The organism is Xanthomonas sp. 60 (assembly GCF_011761925.1).
On sequence record NZ_JAASQW010000011.1, the window covers coordinates 1 to 17,746 of the forward strand.

At 69.0% G+C, this 17,746-nt stretch carries 13 protein-coding genes; 8 read left to right on the forward strand and 5 right to left on the reverse strand.

All coding sequences use genetic code 11. The annotated features are described in order from the left end of the window. Positions 1 to 194: 194 nt before the first annotated feature. The 4 genes from FHY09_RS16190 to FHY09_RS16205 are packed head-to-tail and all read right to left on the reverse strand — an operon-like array spanning position 195 to position 4,876. Positions 195 to 1,229 (reverse strand): Csu type fimbrial protein, encoded by a 1,035-nt coding sequence (locus tag FHY09_RS16190; RefSeq protein ID WP_166927944.1) that lies wholly within the window; start codon positions 1,227 to 1,229, stop codon positions 195 to 197. After that, positions 1,226 to 3,580, reverse strand: coding sequence for a fimbria/pilus outer membrane usher protein (locus FHY09_RS16195; protein WP_166927945.1), 2,355 nt, complete (start codon positions 3,578 to 3,580; stop codon positions 1,226 to 1,228). The genes FHY09_RS16190 and FHY09_RS16195 overlap by 4 nt, the downstream gene beginning before the upstream one ends. A gap of 7 nt (positions 3,581 to 3,587) precedes the next feature. After that, a complete protein-coding gene (locus FHY09_RS16200; RefSeq protein ID WP_166927946.1) occupies positions 3,588 to 4,322 on the reverse strand; it encodes a fimbria/pilus periplasmic chaperone in 735 nt (244 codons plus the stop codon). A gap of 11 nt (positions 4,323 to 4,333) precedes the next feature. Continuing rightward, positions 4,334 to 4,876 carry a Csu type fimbrial protein gene (locus tag FHY09_RS16205; protein WP_166927947.1) on the reverse strand — a complete coding sequence of 181 codons (543 nt, stop codon included), beginning with the start codon at positions 4,874 to 4,876 and terminating at the stop codon, positions 4,334 to 4,336. Positions 4,877 to 5,097: 221 nt separating this feature from the next. Between FHY09_RS16205 and map the strand changes: the two genes are divergently transcribed. The 7 genes from map (at position 5,098) to FHY09_RS16240 (ending at position 14,688) form a co-directional block, all read left to right on the forward strand. Then, positions 5,098 to 5,874 carry a type I methionyl aminopeptidase gene (gene map, locus FHY09_RS16210; RefSeq protein ID WP_456362848.1) on the forward strand — a complete coding sequence of 259 codons (777 nt, stop codon included), beginning with the start codon at positions 5,098 to 5,100 and terminating at the stop codon, positions 5,872 to 5,874. Then, on the forward strand, positions 5,871 to 8,513 hold the full coding sequence (locus FHY09_RS16215) for a [protein-PII] uridylyltransferase (protein ID WP_166927949.1): 2,643 nt from the start codon (positions 5,871 to 5,873) through the stop codon (positions 8,511 to 8,513). The genes map and FHY09_RS16215 overlap by 4 nt, the downstream gene beginning before the upstream one ends. Then, a complete protein-coding gene (gene dapD, locus FHY09_RS16220) occupies positions 8,513 to 9,643 on the forward strand; it encodes a 2,3,4,5-tetrahydropyridine-2,6-dicarboxylate N-succinyltransferase (protein WP_208407969.1) in 1,131 nt (376 codons plus the stop codon). The genes FHY09_RS16215 and dapD overlap by 1 nt, the downstream gene beginning before the upstream one ends. 13 nt (positions 9,644 to 9,656) lie before the next feature. Beyond that, positions 9,657 to 10,022: an arsenate reductase gene (locus FHY09_RS16225; protein ID WP_166927950.1), complete on the forward strand. Its 366-nt coding sequence runs from the start codon at positions 9,657 to 9,659 to the stop codon at positions 10,020 to 10,022. Continuing rightward, on the forward strand, positions 10,019 to 11,149 hold the full coding sequence (gene dapE, locus FHY09_RS16230; protein WP_166927951.1) for a succinyl-diaminopimelate desuccinylase: 1,131 nt from the start codon (positions 10,019 to 10,021) through the stop codon (positions 11,147 to 11,149). Before FHY09_RS16225 ends, dapE begins: the two co-directional genes overlap by 4 nt. A gap of 388 nt (positions 11,150 to 11,537) precedes the next feature. After that, positions 11,538 to 13,229, forward strand: coding sequence for an asparagine synthase B (gene asnB / locus FHY09_RS16235; protein WP_166927952.1), 1,692 nt, complete (start codon positions 11,538 to 11,540; stop codon positions 13,227 to 13,229). Between the two features lie 64 nt (positions 13,230 to 13,293). After that, positions 13,294 to 14,688 carry a cation:proton antiporter domain-containing protein gene (locus FHY09_RS16240; RefSeq protein WP_166927953.1) on the forward strand — a complete coding sequence of 465 codons (1,395 nt, stop codon included), beginning with the start codon at positions 13,294 to 13,296 and terminating at the stop codon, positions 14,686 to 14,688. Between the two features lie 6 nt (positions 14,689 to 14,694). Here FHY09_RS16240 and FHY09_RS16245 read toward each other — a convergent pair whose 3' ends face one another. Further along, entirely contained in the window at positions 14,695 to 17,007 is a 2,313-nt protein-coding gene (locus FHY09_RS16245; protein WP_166927954.1) for a penicillin acylase family protein, read from the reverse strand. A gap of 148 nt (positions 17,008 to 17,155) precedes the next feature. On the opposite strand from FHY09_RS16245, the gene bfr reads away from it, so the two are divergent. Next, complete coding sequence (gene bfr / locus FHY09_RS16250; RefSeq protein WP_166927955.1) at positions 17,156 to 17,644, forward strand: bacterioferritin; 489 nt, start codon at positions 17,156 to 17,158, stop codon at positions 17,642 to 17,644. Positions 17,645 to 17,746 lie beyond the last annotated feature (102 nt).

Consider the following 17,746-nt stretch of genomic DNA (forward strand, 5'->3'; position numbering starts at 1 on the left):
GGGGGGGGGGGGGGGGGGGGGCCCCCCCGGGGGGGGGGGGCCGTGTCGCGCCAGGGATGGCGCGACGCGAGGCACGCAGGATGCAGCTCTTGCCGTCCCCCGCCGCCTCCACCCGCCCAGCCAAACCACGTACACCCGAAAATCCCGCACCGCCACGAGGGGCCCAGCCGTTCGCCGTCACTCCACCCACCGCATCAGTACGTAATGGTCACCGTAATCCGATCCGCATAGTTCCCGGCAACAGGCAGCGCGCCGCTGCTCGCCGGCGCACGGCCATAAATGCTCACCTGCTGCGCCACCCCCGTCCCCACCCCGGCCACGACATCACTGTTGAGCGTGTTGCCCCAGCGCTGCTGCCGCGCACTGTCGCGGTAAAGCTCGTACGGAATGAATGCACTGGCGTTGGTAGCATGACGCATCCGTCGCGTACCGCCGATCGCATACAGCCCATTGTCCAGCGAAACGGTGAACGCGGTGCGGCGCACACATGTCAGGGTCAGCTGGGCGGTCTGGTCGATCGGCGTGGCGATCCTCCCCGTGACCGTCCCGAACTCCATGTCGGTCACCAGGTAGCCGCCGCACTGTGGCAGCACCGTGGCGGTAGCATTGAACGGAAAGCTGTTGGTCGCACTCTTGCGGTTGGTGGCGGCCGCCGCTGTACAGCTGGCGGGCATGCTGGGCGTCCCGATGGTCACCTCGTTGTACGCGTAGGTGAGCGTTACATTGCCGGCGTTGAACGCGCTGCTGTAGCTGCCGGCGGCCAGGGTCTGGTTGGCCGGCACCACGCCATATACCGTGGTCGTCCCCGTGCCTGAGCCGCCCAGCAGCGGAGCGGAGTAGCTGAGCTGTACGTCCTGTGCCGGTGGCGAGCCGCCCTGCAGCAGGCCCCAGGGCACCTGGCGGGCGGCGTCGGTGTAGAGCTGGAAAGCGAGCGCATCACCACTTGGACTGGTCATCCGCCGCTGCGGCAGCACCGTCGTCGATGCGCTGCCACTGCCGATACCCACGCACAGGCGCACGCGGACATCGGCAAGAAGGGTCAGCCCGCTGGTCGTGCAGGTGAGGGTGATCCCCATCGTGGAAGGCGTCGCCGACGCGGCGTTGTTGGCGATGTTCCCGAACGCCATCGCCGTAGCGGCGGCCGTGCAGGTGGTGTCCGCGTGCGCCGGGCGTGGCCAGGCCAGCAGCAGGAGCAGGACGGGCGCGCCGAGCAGGATGGCGCGTGTCATGGCCGGTCCCTGGACGGCCCGGCCACGCAGGTCAGTGGTCCGATGTGCGCCAGTGCCCCCTCGGCGGTCACCGGCAAGGCAGGCACGCGCACGCCGCAGGGGCCCTCGGGCGTAGTCACCTGCAGCTGGCCATCGGCGGGCAGGTCGCGCAGGTAGAGTAAGCCGTCGTGCCCTACCACGGCCTCATCGCCGGGGCCGACGCGCGCCACGCTGCCCACCGGAATCGGCGTGCCATCGCCGTCAACAAGCAGCAGCTGCGCCGAGCGGCTGCGGCGCAGGCCGAAGCTGACCCCCAGGCCGGCGCCTTGGCGCGGGGTGATCCAGTCGTCCACCCGATCGGCCACCAGGTCGGCCGGCAGCCCGAGCGTATCGATGGACAGCCGGTTGCGCTGCCAGGACAGCAGCGGGCTGACCAGCAGCAGACCGTTGCGGTCCGTGCGGCCGATCTCCCGGTTTTCCAGCCGGACCGGCACATCGGCAATGCCGCCGGTGGAGACGACCGCGAAGGCGTCGTTGATCTCGCGTGCCGCGAACAGGTGCCCGCCCATCCAGACCAGTGCACCTCCCGCGTTCGCATAGCCGTAGGTGCTGCCCCCTTCGTGCACCGCCCCCAGCGAATAGCGCCCGGACGGTGTGAGCCAGCCGCCCTCTGCCAAGGCACCGGTGCCGCGGTCGCCGTGCCGCGCCTGCACGCGCCAGCCCATGCCATTGCCGCCACCATCGCCGGGCACCGGCTGCGAAACGTCCACGCTGTAAACCTGCTGGCCGCCACTGCGCTGCACGGCCAGGCTGGCCTGGCGGTCACGGCCGAGCGCGGCGGACAATGCAAGGTAGACGCTGCGGTCGCTGCGCCGGGACAGGTTCTGGTTGGCGGTTACGTACGCCGACCAGCGCTCGGAGAACGTGCGCGACCAGAAGACGCTGACATAGCGGTCATCCTGCCCCTCCGCCTGGCGCAGACGCAGGTAGCTGGCACTCACCGCACCCAGCCGGTCCAGGTTGATGCCCAGCGTGGCCTGTTCGGTGATGGCCGGTGGGAGGCTGTCCTGCAGGGCGCCCAGGTCGCGGTAATCGCCGTGGGTGCGTCGGCTGAGCAGATTCACGTTGAAACGCCGGTTGTTCCAGTTGTAGCCCAGCGCGTACTGGCCGCCGCGCAGCCCGCCCAGCGCGCTGCGGGCGTACGCGGCGGTCACCACGCCGGCGCGGCCTGCCAGCCAACCGCCGCCGACCCCGGCCTGGCGCAGGCCGCCGCCCGCTTCGGCATGGGCTTCGGCGGTGAACCGGTCGCTGACGCCGTGGCGCCACGTGGCGCTGGCCAGGGTGCGCTCATCGTAGGAAAACGAACGCACACCGTAGTCCTCGCGCAGGCGGCCCATGCCCACCGACCAGTCACTCAGGCCCCGCGCCAGCAGCTGCTGCGTGCCGTAGAAATCGAAATCGACAGTACGGCTGCGGCCGAAGGCATCGGTGATCACCACCTGCGCGGTGCCGGTGCCGCTGATCCCTGGTTGCGTGGCCAGCTGGAAAGGCCCTACCGGAACTTCGCCGCTGTATTGGCGCAGCCCGTCGATGTAAAGCTCGACGTTGGAGGGCACCACGGCCTGGCCGAGGAAGCTCGGCGTGGGTGAGAGCACCCGATAGGGCTGCAGGCCGTAGTTGCGCCCCACCTGCACCCCCGCCATGCGCACCGGACGGCTCCAGTCCAGAAACCCGCTGTAGAAGTCGCCGACATCCACACTGATGGCCTGCTCGGGGAAATCCAGCGTCCAGCGCGTGTCCAGCCGGACGCTTTCGCCGTGCCAGCGCCGCGAAGGACCCTCCTGGAATCGACGCTGCAGCGACAGGTTCGAGAGCGTGCCGCGACCCACGCCGAAAATCCGCACTTCCGAGGTCAGCGCCAGGCTGGACTGGTCCTCGACGTGGGTGGCGTACAGGTCATAGTTGAGCAGCGCGCCGGGCGAGGCCCGTGCCGCGGGAATGTCGGTCGCGCGCGCCCCGACGGCGGTGATGGGAAGGTCGAGCTGGTCCAGCGGTGCATCGATGGCCAACGTCTGCATGCGCGCGTCGTAACGCACGTGCACGCCGCTCAGCTGGTCCAGGTACACCGGTGCATCGCCCTGCGCGGGGAACCCCAGTTGGCGCAGTACCTCTGGCCGTGCCTGGAGACGGCCGTGCTGGTCGATGAACGGCAGCAGCCCACGCGGGGCCTGGTTCAAGGTGACCTCCAGGTACAGCGACGGCGCGGCGGTGAGCGGCGTCGGCGGCGGCAGCAGGGCGTCGGGCATGGCGCCGGTGGCGGCCACGTCCGTCGCCTGTGCGCTGACCGGGAGCAGTCCGAGCAGGACACGCATGGCGGCTTCAGCGAGCCGGTGGCGTCGGGGGAAGCGGGGTCTGTGCCGGTTCGCCATTGATCTTCGCCGAGAACGTGGCCGCCTCGGGCAACGCAGGGGTGTCCAGGCTCCAGTGCATGACCTGGCCGGGCAGGACGTAGCCGACCAGGCCTGGACGCAGGATGCGTGGGCGCGAGGGTTCGCCGACGGCCACATCGGCCACCTGCGCAGGGCCGTCGCCTTCGTTGCGCACCTCCAGTCCCGGGGAGCCGTCGGCCAGGGGCCGTACGCGGGCGGTCAGCCGGGGCTTGAGCGCGTCGGCGTTGGCGGGCTGCAGGAACAAGGGGACCGAGTAGCGCAGCACGAACTGCATGCCGCGCGCCTCCGGGTCCAGGCGTGGCAGCTCGTCCACCACCACCCTGTAAGCCTGCTGGGCGGCAGGTGCAGCGGCGCCGATGCGGACCAGGCGCACCAGCTGCTGCTGGCCCGCAGCGAGGTCGTGCACCGGGGGACTGGGCTGGATGTCCCGGGTCTCCAGCAGCCGGTCTTCACCATCGGCCTGCTGCCAGCGGAAAACGCGGATCTGCACCTGCATCGACGAGGTGCCGGTGTTGGTCAACCAGAGCGCCTCGCTGGCCTGCCCGGGACGCAGTTCCAGCCGTGTCGGGGCGACCTGCAGGCTGGCTGCGGTCGCCCAGTGGAAAGGCAGCGCGCACAGGGCCAACAGGCCGATGGAGATCCATCGGCGCCGGGGAAGAACCATTGCCGCCCCCGTCAGTAGGTGATGGTGGCGGTAACGGTATCCAGATAGGAACCGGCGGCGGCGTTGTTGACGCTCGGGTTGAGCACCCGGCCGTAGACGTTGTACGCCTGCGGCGTCCCCGTGCCCACGGCGGCCACCGTGTTGGTGGCGGTCGTGGCGCCCCACACATTGGTGCGGCCGGCGTCCTGGTAGAGCTGGTAGCCGACGAAGTTGTTGGTGGTCACTGCTGCGTCCGTATGCCGCATCCGGCGCGTGGTGACGTCGCCTGCGGTAGCGGCATTCGCCCCCGCGTTCAGTGCGATGGAGTAAGGCGTCAACGCCGAACACTGGGCCGTGATGGTCCCCTGGGCCAGCACCGGCGCGGTCGCCGTGGACGCTACCGTGCCGAAATCCACGTCCGTCGGTGCGGCAGCGGCGATCGTGCAGGAGGTGGTGATGGCGATGCGGACGTTGAAGGTGACGCTGTTCTGGGCAAAGGCGGGAACGGACGAGGTCGCGAGAAGGGCGGCCAGAGCGCAGGCAGCCAGACGACGGAAACGACGTGTAGTGCGCATGAGCGGGATCTCCTTGGACCTTCAGGGTCCTGAACCGAAACGATGCGTTCAAACGTGGCGTAGGTGACATTTATAGGGGGAAACTTGTCGCGGATGGGCCCTTGTTAGGTGATAGTCGTCACAAATTTGGCGCTGGAATTGTCGCCTCCAGCACAACCGGGCCTGTCACGGCGTCCACGGACCCGTTCAGCTATGGCCCCGGATCGGCGATAATGGGCGGCATGACCGTGAATCTCAAAACCCCGCAGGAAATCGAGATGATGCGCATCGCCGGCCGGCTGGCCAGCGAAGTGCTCGACATCGTCGCTCCCCACGTCAAGCCCGGTGTCACTACCGAAGAGCTTGATCGCATCTGCCATGATCACATCGTCAACGTGCAGGGCACCACGCCTGCCAATGTCGGCTATCGCGGCTTTCCGAAGACCGTGTGCACCTCGGTGAACAATGTCATCTGCCATGGCATCCCGAGCGAGGCGAAGGTGCTGAAGGACGGCGACATCGTCAACATCGATGTGACCGTGATCAAGGATGGCTGGCATGGCGATACCAGCCGCATGTACTACGTCGGCACGCCCTCGATCATGGCCCGGCGCCTGGTCGAGGCGACCTACGAAGCGATGTGGCGTGGCATCCGTGCCGTCAAGCCGGGCGCAACACTGGGTGACATCGGCCACGCCATCCAGAGCTATGCCGAAGGCGAACGCTTCAGTGTGGTGCGTGAGTATTGCGGCCACGGCATCGGCAAGGTCTACCACGACGAGCCGCAGGTCGTGCATTACGGGCGCCCCGGCCAGGGCCTGGTGCTGCAGCCCGGCATGACATTCACCATCGAGCCGATGATCAACGAAGGCACCCGTTACAACAAGGTGCTGCCTGACGGCTGGACCGTGGTCACCAAGGATCGGAAGTTGTCCGCGCAGTGGGAGCACATGGTGGCGGTCATCGAGACCGGCGTCGAGGTGCTGACGCTCGCTCCGGGCGAATCGCAGGTCGCATGAGCCTGCTGCCGGCGGGTTCATTGCAGGACGCGCCGGCGGCGTCGGATACCGATCCCGACTGGGCGGCGGCCGCCCGCCAGGCCATGCAGCAGACCGACGCGAAGCTGCACCGTCGCTTCGACCAGGGCGACGATATCGAGCGGCTGATCGCATTGCGCGCGCGCGCGGCTGACCACCTGATGCGCCTGGCATGGCAGCGCTGCATGCCCGAGGGCTGCGGGCTGTCACTGTTCGCCGTCGGGGGGTATGGCCGCGGCGAACTGTTCCCGCGTTCGGACATCGATGTGCTGGTGCTTGGCCAGAGCGATGCACAGCACGCGCACGAGGGCGGGCTGGCGCGCCTGTTCGCGCTGCTGTGGGATTGCGGCCTGCCAGTCAGCCACGCGGTGCGTTCCATCGAACAGTGCCAGCAGGCAGCGGCGGACCAGACCGTGCTCACCGCGCTCATCGAAGCGCGCCCGGTCGCCGCCGCCGACGCGCAGCGGCGACCGCTGGCGCAGGCCATCAATGACAGCACGTTGTGGCCGCCACGCGCCTTCTTCCTGGCCAAGCTTGAAGAGCTGCGTGCGCGCCACGAGCGCTTCGGCGACACCGCTGACAACCTGGAGCCGGACCTCAAGGACGGCCCCGGCGGGCTGCGCGACCTCAACACGCTGGGCTGGATGGCCCTGCGCGCCTTCGGCGTGCGCGACCTCGAAGCCCTGGTAGGGCTGGGGCACCTGGGCGCTGATGAAGCGGTGGCGCTCAAGCGCGAACGTGCGTTGCTGGCGCGCCTGCGTTACGGCCTGCACCTGGTCGCGCGGCGTCCGGAAGAGCGCCTGCGCTTCGATTACCAGAAGACGCTGGCGGCCCGGCTGGGCTTCGAAGACGATGCCGAGAGCCTTGCCGTCGAGAAGATGATGCAGGGGTTCTACCGCGCGGCCACCGTCATCCGCCGGATCAGTGAGCGCCTGCTGCAGCGTTTCGAGGAACAGTTCGATGGCAGCGCGGTGCCCGAGCCGCTGACCGTCGGTTTCGCGCTGCGCCGTGGCTTCCTCGCCGCCGAAGACGCACAGTGGCCGGGGCAGGACATGGGCCAGGTGTTCGCCCTGTTCGCCAGCTGGGCCAACAATCCGCCGGTGCGCGGCCTGCATTCGATGACCGCACGCGCGCTGGCCGAAGCACTGCCCGGGCTGGCGGCGTTCGACCAGGCCGAGCCTGGCGTGCGCGATCAGTTCATGGCCCTGCTGCGTGGGGCGCGACCTGTCGACACGCTGTCCCGCATGGCCCGGCTGGGTGTGCTCGGGCAATGGATCCCGGCCTTCGCCCAGGTCAGCGGGCGCATGCAGTTCGACCTGTTCCACGTCTACACGGTCGACCAGCACACGCTGATGGTCCTGCGCAACATCGGCCTGTTCGGCACCAGCCGCGCCGACGACCGTTTTTTGATCGCCCACGAAGTGTGGCCGCGCCTGCGCCGCCCGGAGCTGCTGCTGCTGGCTGGCCTGTTCCACGACATCGCCAAGGGGCGGGGCGGGGATCATTCCGAGCTCGGTGCGGCCGATGCACGGGCCTTCTGCGAGGCCATGCGCCTGAGCAGCGCCGACACCGAGCTGGTGGCGTGGCTGGTGGAGCAGCACCTCCGCATGTCGATGACCGCGCAGAAGCAGGACATCAGCGATGCCGAAGTGATCCACCGCTTCGCCACGCTGGTGGGCAGCCGCGAGCGCCTGGACTACCTGTACCTGCTGACCTGTGCCGACATCGCCGGCACCAGCCCGAAGCTGTGGAATGCCTGGAAGGATCGGCTGCTGGCCGACCTGTATTTCGCGACGCGGCGCGCGCTGCTGGACGGCCTGGAGCCGCCGCTGCCAGCGGCCGAGCGCGTGGCCGAAGCGCGCGAATCCGTGCGTGCGCTGGTGCGCGAGCGTGGCTACGACGACGCCACGATCGACCGCCAGTTCGCCGTGATGCCCGATGAAGGGTTCATCCGGCTGCGTCCCGAACAGCTGGCCTGGCATGCCGCCTCGCTGGTGCCCGTGCGCAACGGACAGACGCTGGTCAAGGTGCGTGCGATCACCCCGGATGATCCGGCCCTGGAAGTGTTCGTCCACTCGCCCGACCGCGATGGCCTGTTCGCCGCGATCGTGATGACACTGGACCGCAAGGGCTACGGCATCCATCGTGCGCGCGTGCTGGATGGACCATCCAACACCATCTTCGATGCCTTCGAGGTCAGCCCGGCCGACACGTTCGCCGACGGTGACCCGCTGCGGCTGGAGGCCGCGCTGCGCGAGGCGCTTGTGGGCGACCTGGCCCGCCTGCGCCCGTCACGCCGCGCGATCCCGCGGCAGCTGCGGCATTTCCGTTTCGCTCCGCGCGTGGCCTTCCGCGAGCACCCTGGCGACAATCCGAGTACGCGCTTCAGCCTCGTGGCGCCCGACCGCCCCGGGCTGCTGGCCGACGTGGCTTCGGTGCTGCGCAACCAGAAGCTGCGTGTCCACGATGCGCGCATCGCCACCTTCGGCGAGCGCGCCGAGGACACCTTCGTGATCAGCGATGAGCACGACCGCCCCCTTACTGAAGCCGCCAGGCAGCAGCTGCAGGACGCCATGCTGGCCTGCCTGGACCCCGATGTTCATGCTGGAGAGACACCCTGATGGCCACCAAGCCGACCAAGAAAGCCGCACCGCCGTCCAAGCCGGGCAAGACCGCGACCAAGCCGGTGGCCGCCGCCAAGACGGCCTCGCCGAAGAAGGCTGCGGCCGTGAAGAAGACGGTGGCAGCGAAAAAGCCCGTGGCCGCCAGGAAGCGCGTGGCGGCCACGCCGGCGCCGGCGAAGAAGGGGGGGGGCGCGCCGTCCGTCCCGCGCAGGTCCGCAGGCAAGGCGGTCCCCGTTGAGAAGGCACGCGCCGAGAACATCGCGCGCACGTCGCTGCGCAAGCCGCCGGCACCGGGTGTAGAAGAGCTGAGGTTCGGCATCGAGAGTGCGTTCGAGCGCCGCGCGGCGCTGACCGGCCATGAGATCGAAGGCTCCACCCGTCCACTGGTGAACCGTGTGATCGACGGCCTGGAGAGCGGCGAGTTCCGCGTTGCCGAGCCGGACGGGCAGGGGGGCTGGAAGGTCAACGAATGGCTGAAGAAAGCGGTGCTGTTGTATTTCCGCGTCAATGACATGGTCGTGGTGGACGCGGACCCGGCGCCGTTCTGGGACAAGGTCGAGGCCCGCTTCGCCGGCTATGACGAGGCCGCCTTCCGCCGTGCCGGCGTGCGCGTGGTGCCTGGTGCGGTCGCCCGCCGCGGCACCTACTTCGGCAAGGATGTGGTGCTGATGCCGAGCTTCACCAATATCGGCGCCTACGTGGGCGAGGGCACCATGGTCGATACGTGGGCCACGGTGGGTTCGTGCGCGCAGATCGGCAGCCACTGCCATCTCTCCGGTGGTGCCGGCATCGGCGGCGTGCTGGAACCGCTGCAGGCCAGCCCGACCATCATTGAGGACCACTGCTTCATCGGCGCGCGCTCTGAGGTGGTGGAGGGCGTGGTGGTGGGCCACCACAGCGTGATCGGCATGGGCGTGTTCCTGAGCCAGAGCACGCGCATCTACAACCGCGCCACCGGCGAGGTGACCTACGGGTACATTCCGCCCTACAGCGTGGTGGTCTCCGGCTCGCTGCCCAGCCAGGACGGTACGCATTCGCTGTACTGCGCGGTGATCGTCAAGCAGGTGGACGCGAAGACGCGCAGCAAGACCAGCGTCAACGATCTGCTGCGCGGCCTGGCCGATTGAGGGCCAGGCGCGCATGACCACCACCCTTTACGGCCTGAAGAACTGCGATACGTGCAGGAAGGCGATGAAGTGGCTCGACCGCTTCGGCGTGGCCTACACCTTCGTGGATTACCGCGAGGTCAAACCGAGCCCGGAGATGCTGCTCGAATGGGCCGCGCAGCTCGGCGGACTGTCCACCATGGTGAACCGCGCGTCCACCACCTGGCGCCAGCTGCCGGAGAACCGCAAGGCCGCCGATTCCGAGGCGGAATGGAAGCTGCTGCTGCGCGAGTACCCGCAGCTGATCAAGCGTCCGCTCGTGGTCACCGCCGACGGCAAGGTCTCGCAGGGCTTCAGTGACAACGGCTTCAAGGCGCGCTTCGGCGTGGGCGCGGCATGAGCGCGGTGCTCGCGCTGGCCTGCGAGCTGATCGCTCGGCCGTCGGTGACCCCCGACGACGCGGGCTGCCAGGCGCTGCTGGCCGCACGCCTGCAGGCGGCCGGCTTCCAGTGCGAGCACCTGCGCCTGGGCGAGGTCGACAACCTCTGGGCCACCCATGGCAGCGGCGCGCCGGTGCTGGTGCTGCTGGGCCACACCGATGTGGTGCCTCCGGGGCCGCGCGAGGCGTGGCAGAGCGATCCCTTCGTGCCGCAGATCCGCGACGGCGTGCTGTATGGCCGCGGTGCGGCGGACATGAAGGGCAGCGTGGCGGCGTTCGTCGTGGCGGCTGAAGCGTTCGTCGCCGCCCATCCTTCGCATGAGGGCACGCTGGCCGTCCTGCTGACCAGTGACGAGGAGGGTGATGCGATCGATGGCGTGCGGCATGTGGCGCGGTTGTTCGCCGAACGCGGGGAGCGTATCGACTGGTGCATCACCGGGGAGCCGTCCTCCACGGCCACCCTCGGCGATCTGCTGCGGGTCGGCCGTCGCGGCAGCCTCTCGGCGAAGCTGCGCGTGCAGGGCGTTCAGGGCCATGTGGCGTACCCGGAAAAGGCACGCAATCCCATCCACCTCGCCGCGCCGATGCTGGCCGAACTCAGTGCACGGCACTGGGATGACGGCTATGAGAGCTTCCCGCCCACCAGCCTGCAGATCTCCAACGTCCATGCCGGTACCGGTGCCAACAACGTGATTCCCGGGGAGCTGGAGGTGGATTTCAATCTCCGCTACAACCCCCATTGGGATGCGCCCAGGCTCGAAGCAGAGATCACCGCGCTGCTGGATCGGCATGGGCTGCAGTACACGCTGGCGTGGCATCGCAGCGGCGAGCCGTTCCATACCCCGGAAGGACCGCTGCGCGCGGCCGCGCGTGCGGTGCTGGCCGAGCATGCCGGCCATGCGCCGGAAGAAAGCACCGGCGGCGGTACGTCCGATGCCCGGTTCATTGCGCCGCTGGGTGCGCAGTGCATCGAAGTGGGGCCGGTCAACGCCAGCATCCACCAGGTGGACGAGAACGTGCGCGTGGACGAGCTGGAGGCCTTGCCGGGCCTCTATCAGCGGCTGGTGGAGCGCCTGCTGCTGGCCTGATTCATCGCGGCTGCGCCGGGTCGCTCCGGTGCAGCCGCGTGTGCGGCTGCTCCGCCCATGGCGGCCTCTGTCCGTGCTCCTGCCTGTTGGCCGCCCGTTTCCCGATGACCGTTCGTTGCCAACGCAACAGTTGCACCCGCCGCAGTCCCGCGTTACGTTCGATCCATGCACCGCCCCCTGACCCCCGCCGTCGCCACCACCAACCGCAATAACCTGCGCGCGAACAATCGTGCGCGGCCGATGCGGGACTGCGCCCAGGGGAGATAAGGCAACACGCCACCCGGACACCAGAAACCCGCATCGGCCGATGCGGGTTTTTTTGTGCCCGCAACGCCAGGCGAGGTCGCCGGATGAACACCCGCCCCTACCCCCATGAAGGAACCGTCCCATGTGTTCGATCTTCGGAATTTTCGGCCTGCAGCCCGGTGATGACCCCACCGCGCTTCGTCGTCATGCGCTGTCCCAGTCGCAGCGCCAACGCCACCGTGGCCCGGACTGGAGTGGTGTCTACCAGGACGAGAGCACCCTGCTGGTGCATGAGCGCCTGGCCATCGTGGACCCGGCCGGCGGCTCGCAGCCGCTGCTGTCCGAGGACGGACAGCTGGCCCTGGCGGTCAACGGCGAGATCTACAACCACCAGCGCCTGAAGGCCCGCCTGGCCCAGGCGTACGCGTTCCAGACCGGATCGGACTGTGAAGTGATCAATGCCCTGTACCGGCAAGGGTCGCCAGCGCAGTGGCTGGAACAGCTCAACGGGATCTTCGCCTTCGCGCTGTGGGATCGCCAGGCCGGGCGTGTGCTCATCGCCCGCGATCCGATGGGCGTGGTGCCGCTGTACTGGGGCCACGACGCGCAGGGCCGCCTGCGCGTGGCCTCCGAACTGAAGGCGCTGGTGGATACGTGCGCGGATGCGGCGCAGTTCCCGCCCGGCCACTGCTACGACAGTGCCAGCGGCACCCTGGTGCGCTATTACCAGCCGCAGTGGCGCGATTACGATGCCGTGCAGGGCGAGGCCGTGGACCTGGCGGCGCTGCGTGCAGCCTTCGAACAGGCCGTCGAGCGCCAGTTGATGAGTGACGTGCCTTACGGCGTGCTGCTCTCCGGCGGGCTGGATTCGTCGCTGGTGGCCGCCGTCGCCGCCCGCTACGCTCGGCGTCGCATCGAAGATGGCGGGCAGAGTGAGGCCTGGTGGCCGCGGCTGCATTCCTTCGCGATCGGCCTGCAGGGCTCGCCGGATCTGGCCGCCGCGGCCATCGCCGCCGAAGCGCTGGGCACTGTCCACCATGGCTTCGAGTACACCTTCGAAGAGGGACTGGATGTCCTGCCCGAGGTGATCCGCCACATCGAAACCTACGATGTCACCACCATCCGCGCCTCCACCCCGATGTTCCTGCTCGCGCGCCGCATCAAGGCCATGGGCGTGAAGATGGTGCTCTCCGGCGAAGGCAGCGACGAGATCTTCGGCGGCTACCTGTACTTCCACAAGGCGCCGGATGCGCGGCAGTTCCATGAAGAACTGGTGCGCAAGCTGGATGCGCTGCACAACTACGACTGCCTGCGCGCCAACAAGTCGATGATGGCCTGGGGCGTGGAGCCGCGCGTGCCGTTCCTCGACCGCGAGTTCCTTGACGTGGCCATGCGCTTCGACGCCGCGCACAAGATGGTCGGCAGCGAAGCGGCAGGCGGCCGGCGGGTGGAGAAGGGCGTGCTGCGCGCGGCGTTCGAAGGCTACCTGCCGGAGAGCATTCTGTGGCGGCAGAAGGAACAGTTCAGCGACGGGGTTGGTTACGGATGGATCGATGGCCTGAAGGCGCATGCCGAGGCGCAGGTCAGCGACCGGGTGCTGGCGGCGGCGGACACGCGGTTCCCGCACAACCCGCCGCAGACCAAGGAAGCCTATTACTACCGGCATCTGTTCGAGCAGCATTTCCCGAGCCATGCCGCCGCCACGACCGTGCCCGGTGGCAAGTCCATTGCCTGTTCGTCACCGGCGGCGATCGCCTGGGATGCCAGCTTCGCGGCCGCCGCCGACCCCTCTGGGCGCGCCGTGGCGGGTGTGCACGCGCAGGCGCTGGCCTGAGCGATCGCAGCAACGCACCGACCGGCATGAAGGCGTCGTATGATCGGCGCCTTCCAGCAGGGTGATGGACATGGATGCACACGCCGAGCGACCGTTGTCGCGGATGAAATGGGGATGGCATTACACGGCCTGGGTCGGGGTGCCGTTGCTGGTCGGGTTGCTGCTCGCCCGCCAGGCGGGGCCGCAGGGGACGGCCCTGTCCGCGCGTGCGGAGAGCGTGGCCGGCAGCTACTGGGCGCAGCACCTGGGCTCGCCGCTGGCGCTGTTCCTGCTGCAGCTGTTGGTGTTGCTGCTGGTGGCCAAGGGCGCCGGTGCGCTGGTGCGTCGGCTCGGGCAGCCGGCCGTGATCGGCGAAATGGCAGCCGGACTGATGATGGGCCCGCTGGTGCTGGGCAGCGTGTTGCCTGCTCTGCATGGCGCGTTGTTTCCGGCCAGTTCGCTGGGTGCACTGGGCCTGCTGAGCCAGCTGGGCGTGCTCATGTTCCTGCTGGTGGCAGGTGCCGAGCTGGACCTCGGTGCATTGCGAGGGCGCAGGCGTTTCGCCCTCACGGTCAGCCATGCCGGGATTGCCGTGCCGTTCCTGCTGGGCGTGCTGATGGCGCTGTGGCTGTACCCAGCGCATGGTCCGGCGGGCGTGGGCTTCACTGCGTTCGCCTTGTTCGTTGGCATCTCGCTGAGCATCACCGCGTTCCCGGTGCTGCTGCGCATCCTCGCCGACCGGGGCATCACGCAGACGCCACTCGGCCAGACCGCCATTGCCTGCGCCGCGCTGGGCGATGCCACGGCGTGGTGCCTGCTGGCGCTGATCGTGGCGGCGGCGCAGGCCAGCGGCTGGGCGCCTGCGGCATTCAACCTGGTCTGCGTGGTGGTGTTCGTCGGCCTGATGCTCGGCGTGGTGCGGCCCTGGTTCGGGCGTCGCGCCATCGCGCCGGGACAGGAAGGGCGCTGGCTGCTGGTCCTGCTGGTGCTGACGCTGGCCAGCGCGCTGCTGACCGAGCTGCTGGGCATCCATGCCTTGTTCGGTGCCTTCGCCGCGGGCGTGGTGGTGTCGGGCAATGCGGCACTGCGTTCGCTGGTCGTGGCGCGCGTGGAGCCGCTGGCGGTCGCGCTGCTGTTGCCCCTTTTCTTCGCCATGACCGGATTGAGGCTGCGTGCTGACGCCCTGCAGGCAAGCGATCTGCTGCTGTGCGTGGGGGTGATCGCCGTGGCGACGCTCGGCAAGCTCGTCGGCACGTGGGGCACTGCGCGCAGCCTGCGCATGCCCGCGCGCGATGCCTGGCGCCTCGGGGTGTTGATGAACACCCGCGGCCTGATGGAACTCATCGTGCTCAATCTTGGTTACGAACTCGGCCTGCTCGGCGACCGCCTGTTCGCCGTGCTGGTGATCATGGCGCTGGTGACCACGGCCATGACCGGCCCTCTGCTGAACCTGCTGGAGCGTCGTCGGCCCGTTGGCTGAGTGCGGTCAGCGGACCGCGGGGCGCAGGATGAGCGTGTGTTGTGCAGGACCCGGGAGGAACGGCGTGGGCCGGCCCTGCACGTAGTCCGCATGGCCTGCGGCCCAGTACGGTGACAACGGGTGCCCGCTCTGTCCGCCAGGCATGTGGATGATGCCGTCCGCCTCATGCCCGGGCGCCACCACCATGCGCTGCGAGGCACCGAAGGCAGGCCCCTGTACCCGGGGCATGTTGCTGTCACCGGCAAGGGGCTCGGCCGGCATGCACAGGGCAGGACGTGCCAGCGCGGGCAGGGCGCGGCTGATGGGATGGCAGATGGCCGCCGTGTTGCGTTCCCCCCACGTGCGCTCGGCCAACGGCCCCTGCGCGGACAGCCCGGCCTCCAGCCGCTTCGCCGCACCGGCCAGCAATGCCTCCCAGCTGTCATGGCCGGGTGGCAGCAGGTGCGCCGGGCGCTGTTCCAGCAGCGGCCACAATACGCCTTCGAACTGCGGCAGGCGCGGCTCCAGCCAGGCTGGTCCCAACGCACGGCGGGCGGGCGCGAGCAAGGCACCGGCAACCTCGTCGAGGACTTCACCGCGGAAGCCACGTACGATCCGGTAACCCACCGCATCCACCGAAGCGCGTCCGTCCCACGTGCGGGTCGCCGCTTCCAGGCGACGCAGCGCGGGATCGTCGCTGCCGGCCACCACCTGCCTCAGCAGCGCATGCCAGCGCTGCAGGAACAGGGCGCGGTCATCAAGCTGGATGGCCAGCAGATCGGCTTCGGTGAAACGCTCACGCGCCAGCAGCGCATCGCGGATCTGTGCGCCACGCGCGCCGAGATCGTAGCCACCGTCGCCAGCGATGCGCGCGTCGTCGCCGCTCATCACCCGTCCGTTCGCGGTCCAGAGTCGCTGCAGCGCAGGGTCCGCGCGCGTGGGCGAGGCGTCGCTGCGGAGTGACCATGCAGGGCAGTCATCGGCCGCCATCGTGCGCGGTCCCGCCGGCAGGCAGCCGGGTGCGCGCTGCGGACGTGCGCCGATGAGCCGCCACGCGATGCGTCCGCGACTGTCGGCGAGCAGCAGGTTCTGCGCGGGAATGCGCGCACGGTCGGCCACGGCCAGCGCCTGCTCCAGGTCGGCCGCACGTGCCATGTCGGCCAGGTCCAGGTTCACCGCACCGGGCAGGTGCGCCGCCCAGCGCAGTGCATCGTGGCTGCCATCGGGGTGTGCATGCAGCTGTGGTCCCCACGCGCTCTCGCGTACCGTGAGCATCACCGGCGCAGCGCCGGCCACCTCGATGCGCTCGGTCTGCACGCGCACCGGCGTGGTGGCCGGCTCGCGGCGGAAGTCGGCGGTGTCGATGTAGCTGTTGGTGAAGCCCCAGGCCACGTGGCCGTTGCTGCCGACGATGATCGCCGGCAGGCCGGGCAGGGAGAATCCGCTCACATCGACCTGGCCGCCGGGTGCCTGCGCATCGGGATAGCGCAGGCGCACGCGGAACCAGATATTGGGTGCGCGCAGGCCCAGATGCATGTCGTCGGCCAGGATCGCGCGGCCGTCTGCCGTGAGGGCGCCAGCGACGGCGAAATTGTTGCTGCCCTTGGTGTCCGGCGTCTCCAGCCGCGCGCCGGCCGATCCGGGAAGCTGGCGCAGATCCAGCAGGTCGGCGGGGGGCAGCACGGCATCCCCTTCGGGCTCACCCTCGAGCGGCGCGTCCCAGCGGCTGCCGCCGTGGCTCAGCAGTGCGTACAGGGGGGGTGGCAGGACCTGGCGCAGGCGGTTGAAGGCCAGCTCGCTCTGGTTGCGGGGGTCCTGCAGATCGGCGTACATCGCATAGCCGGTCAGCAGGCTGTCGCTGGCCTGCCAGGGGGCGGGGCGCTGGCGCAGCAGCAGGTACGGCCAGGGGCGCACCGGGAGGTCGGCCAGGCCCTGGTTGACGCCCTCCACGTAAGCGGCAAGCGTGGATGACACCTCGACCTGCGCGGCGCGGTGCCGCAGCCGGTGCACACGCATGCCCTTGTCCGACGCCACGGCCGCCGGTCCGAACAGGGCGGCCAGTTCGCCTGCGGCGCTGCGCCGCATGAGGTCCATTTCGAAGCCGCGTTCCTGGGCATGCACGTGGCCCAGCGCCCGCATCACGTCGTCCTGGCTGCGCCCCTGAAGCGTGACCACCCCGAGCGCATCACGGGTGACGGTGACCGGCGCCTGCAGGCCGTCCAGTGGCCGCTCGCCCTCCAGCCTCGGCAGGCTCCCGCGCAGCAGAAGCCACACGACGATGACCAGGCTGGCAGCCAGCAGCAGAAGCACGAAGAACAGACGCAGCAACCAGCGACGCATGGCGATCCTTGCAAGGGCGGGCAGTGCTGCCGAGTGTAGCGGGGCGGCGTTGCGGATCGCAGGCAGGGTGCAACTGCGATTGATTCCGATTAGATCACCGTGACGGCGGATAGGGCACCATGGCCCCATCGAGTCACAGGAGCCCCCCATGAAAGGCAATCCGGAAGTCATCGCCTGCCTGAAGGAACTGCTGCGCGGCGAGCTTGCCGCGCGCGACCAGTACTTCATCCATTCGCGCCGTTACGAAGACCAGGGGCTGTTCGCGCTGTACGAACGCCTCAACCACGAGATGCAGGAAGAAACCGAGCATGCCGACGCGCTGCTGCGGCGCATCCTGTTCCTCGGCGGGGATCCGGACATGCGGGCGCATGCGTTCGAACCGGGCCGTACGGTGGAGGAGATGCTGCGCAAGGATCTCGATACCGAGTATGCGGTGCGCAACAGCCTTGCCGCGGGCATGAAGCTGTGCGAGGCACACGGCGACTACGTGAGCCGCGACATGCTGCTGGTGCAGTTGAAGGACACCGAGGAAGACCATGCGTGGTGGCTCGAGCAGCAGCTGGGGCTGATCCAGCGGATCGGCCTGGAGTTGTACCAGCTGAGCAAGATCGACAGCAGTGGGACGGTTGCGCACTGAGGTGTGAGGCGAACGGCTGCGCCCCTCCGTGGTGGCGCTGGGGTTGGGTTACTGGGATTGGGCTGGGCGATGGGGTTGGGTGGGGGACGGCAAGAGCCGCTC